Origin of the sequence: Mesorhizobium sp. M5C.F.Ca.IN.020.32.2.1 (genome assembly GCF_004023105.1) — a bacterium.
Lineage (GTDB): Bacteria > Pseudomonadota > Alphaproteobacteria > Rhizobiales > Rhizobiaceae > Mesorhizobium > Mesorhizobium wenxiniae.
This window is the reverse complement of record NZ_RZSX01000717.1, coordinates 1-3341: the sequence shown is the minus strand read 5'-3', so window position 1 is coordinate 3341 and position 3341 is coordinate 1. Positions and strand designations below refer to the sequence as shown.

General features: G+C 63.9%; 4 protein-coding genes. 3 read left to right on the top strand and 1 reads right to left on the bottom strand.

Translation table 11 applies throughout. The annotated features are described in order from the left end of the window. The coding region (locus EOA86_RS27615) for an Lrp/AsnC family transcriptional regulator (RefSeq protein ID WP_164892027.1) at window positions 1-454 on the bottom strand (454 nt) is incomplete at its 3' end. 134 nt (window positions 455-588) lie between these two features. On the opposite strand from EOA86_RS27615, the gene EOA86_RS27610 reads away from it, so the two are divergent. The 3 genes from EOA86_RS27610 to EOA86_RS27600 all read left to right on the top strand — a co-directional run bounded on the left by EOA86_RS27610 (window position 589) and on the right by EOA86_RS27600 (window position 3339). Next, the gene (locus EOA86_RS27610) at window positions 589-1524 is read left to right on the top strand and encodes a DMT family transporter (protein WP_128344571.1); all 936 of its coding nucleotides are present in this window, start codon (window positions 589-591) and stop codon (window positions 1522-1524) included. A 134-nt stretch (window positions 1525-1658) separates the two neighbouring features. Further along, a complete protein-coding gene (locus EOA86_RS27605; protein WP_029348894.1) occupies window positions 1659-2306 on the top strand; it encodes a thiamine phosphate synthase in 648 nt (215 codons plus the stop codon). A gap of 1 nt (window position 2307) precedes the next feature. Continuing rightward, the gene (locus tag EOA86_RS27600; RefSeq protein WP_245497396.1) at window positions 2308-3339 is read left to right on the top strand and encodes a tetratricopeptide repeat protein; all 1032 of its coding nucleotides are present in this window, start codon (window positions 2308-2310) and stop codon (window positions 3337-3339) included. Window positions 3340-3341: the final 2 nt, after the last annotated feature.

The window sequence follows — 3341 nt, the reverse complement described above, 5'->3', positions numbered from 1 at the left end:
GTTTTGAGACGGCGGTCGCGGCAAGCGGCGGTGGGCGCCTCCGGATCGGCTGCGCCTTGATGATGGCTGTGCTCGTTTCGGCTTTGTCGGCGATACGGTCGAGAAGCTTGTCGAGATCGCCGATCGAGCGCACGAACAGCCGGGCAACAAAGCAGTCGTCGCCCGTCACCTTGTCGCATTCGCCAAACTCCGGGATCTCCTCGATCAGCTTCTGGACGATATGCAGCTTGCCCGGCAAGGGCCGGATGCGAACAATCGCCTGCAGCGAGTAGCCGAGCGCTTGCGGGTCGATCTCGACGGTGAAAGTCCTGATAACGCCACGATCCTCCAGCCGACGCAGCCGTTCCGCCACGCTCGGCGACGACAGTCTTACCTGCTGGGCCAGTTCCTTCAACGAGGTTCGCGAATCCTTGATCAGGATTTCGAGAAGGCGTCGGTCCAGATCGTCCAGCATTTGACATTCCCAACGAAAAGGCCGCCGTCACCTTATTTAATTAGGCACGGCCGGCATATCACCTATCGCAAGACATAGGAAGCGCTTGTGCCGCATGGGATTATCAACCCATCAGCATTCGAGAGGTAATCTTCATGGACAGCACGGTGCGCGGCACAATCGAAATGACGGCCGCAATGGCCATCCTCGGCACGATCGGATGGTTCGTCGTCATGTCGGGCGAGCCCATCATGGACGTCGTCTTCTGGCGCTGCGCCTTCGGCGCCATAACGCTGCTGATCATCTGCGCTGCCCTGGGATTGCTGCGCGGCAGGCTGTCGCTGCGCATCGTGGCGATTGCGGCCCTTGGGGGCGCGGCCATCGTCATCAACTGGTTGCTGCTGTTCAGTTCGTTTTCCCACGCCTCGATCTCGATCGCCACGGCAGTCTACAACACCCAGCCCTTCATGCTGGTCGGCTTTGGCGCGCTCTTCTTCTCAGAGCGGCTGACCATGACGAAGCTGGCCTGGCTCGGCATCGCCTTCGCCGGCATGCTGCTGATCGTGCACGCCTCGCCTGATGTGGGGCCCGATGCAGGTCCTAATACAGGCACAGGCAATCTCGGTACGGATTATTTTCCCGGCATCGCAATGGCGCTGGGTGCGGCATTCTTCTGGGCTGTGGCCGCCATCGTCACCAAGAAGCTCAAAGGCACGCCACCGCACCTGATCGCCCTGATCCAGGTCTGCGTCGGAGTCGTCATGCTGGCACCCTTCGCCAACCTTTCCCACCTTCCCGCCGATGCGTGGAGCTGGAGCATGCTGACGACGCTTGGCGTCGTCCATACCGGTCTGATGTACATCCTGATGTACGGCGCCATTCAGAAACTGCCGACTCATCTGCAGGGGTCGCTGTCCTTTATCTACCCTGTGGTCGCGATCCTGGTCGATGTCGTCGCCTTCGGCCACCGGCTGCATCCGGCCCAGATCGTCGGCGCCGCCGCCATCCTGGTCGCTGCCGCCGGCATGAATCTTGGCTGGACACTGTGGAAATCGGAGATCCCAGCCGAGAGCACCCAGGCGATCAAGTGAGCGAAGAACGTCGCCGGACGACAATCATGCGCCAATGATCCTGCCCCGCCCGCCTGTTCAAGGCCGGCACTTTGCTCTATGCCGCAATGCAACCATCTTCGCCCGGCATAGGCGAAAACCGGGATCGAAAACCAATGAACGACGCAACGCCTCCAAATCGCTGCCGCATCGTGCTGATCGCGCCGCCCGGCGTGCCGGCTGAGCGCATCGGCGCGGCGTTCGAGGGCGGCGACGTCGCCTCGCTGATCCTGCCCGAGAACGGCATGGACGAGGCCTCCTTCCAGGCCTTCGCCGAACAGATCGTGCCGGCGGCGCAAGCGGCAGGCGTTGCCGTCGTCATTGCCGGCGACACCCGCATCGCCGGCCGCGTCCAGGCAGATGGCATCCATGTCGAGGTCGGCAAGGCCGAACTCGCCGAGACGATCGACCGTTTTCAGGCAAAAATGATGGTCGGCACCGGCGGCGCCAAGACACGCGACGATGCGTTGGAACTCGGCGAGCTCAGGCCCGACTACATCTTCTTCGGCCGCTTCGGCTACGACAACAAGCCGGAGCCGCACCCGCGCAACCTGTCGCTGGGGCAATGGTGGGCGGATGTGATCCAGATCCCTTGCATCGTCATGGCCGGGTCCGATCTCGCCTCGGTCGAAGCGGTAGCTACCACCGGCGCCGAATTCGTGGCGCTGTCCAGCGCCGTCTTTGCCGACGGCGTCGACCCGAAGATGGCAGTCGCCAGTGCCAATGCGCTGCTCGACGAAACCGCGCCGCGTTTCGAGGACTGACGTGCCGGCGTGGACAATCCTTTTCGGTGCTTTGCTTGCGGCCCTCACGGTGCAGGCCGCCGTGGCGGAAACCGCCCCGTTGCCGCAACCCAAGCCCGACATCGGTGCAAGCACGGACAAGCCGATCGCCACGCCGCTGCCGCAGCCTGCCACCACCGCCCCGCTGCCGTCGGCCGACGCCATCAATCCCGACCGCTTCGGCGCAAAGCCGTCGGATTCTGCCTATGGCGCCTTCCAGCGCGGCCTTTACAAGACGGCCTACAACCTCGCTTTGGTTCGCGCCCAGAACGGCGACCCGGCGGCGCAGACATTGATCGCGGAGATATTGTCGCGCGGTCTTGGCGTGCCGGTCAACGCTGCGGAGGCGGCAAAGTGGTACGCGCTTGCCGCCGAGCAGGGCATACCAGAATCGCAGTTCGAGTATGCGCTGATGCTGCTCGACGGCCGCTACGTCAAAAAGGACGAGAAAGGGGCCTACGCGCTGATGCAGGCCGCCGCCGAGGCCGGCAACCGTCTGGCGCAGTTCAATTTCGCGCAGCTGCTGGTCCAGCAGGACCCCGGCGATGCCGGCATCGCAAAGGCCGTGTCCTATTATCAGCGCGCCGCCGCGACCGGCCTTGCCGACGCGCAATATGCGATGGCGCAGGTCTATGCCAATGGCGTCGGCGGCAAGCCGCGCGACGAGGTCCAGGCGCGAGGGCTGCTGGTGCAGGCAGCACGGCAGAACTACGATACGGCGCAGATCGATCTCGCCGCCTGGATGATCGAGGGACGTGGTGGTGCCCGCGACCTGAAGTCCGGCTTCGGCTGGATGAAACAGGCCGCCGAGGGCGGGAATGTCGCCGCCCAGAACCGCCTCGCCAAGCTTTACATGGGCGGCATCGGCACCGATCCGGATCCGATCCTTGCCGGCGCCTGGTACGTTGTCGCCCGTCGCGCCGGGCTCATCGATCCGCAGATGGACGATTTTCTGCGGGGCCTGACCGACGACCAGACGAAGCAGGCGCTGCAAATGGCCAACCGCCTGCCGTAGAG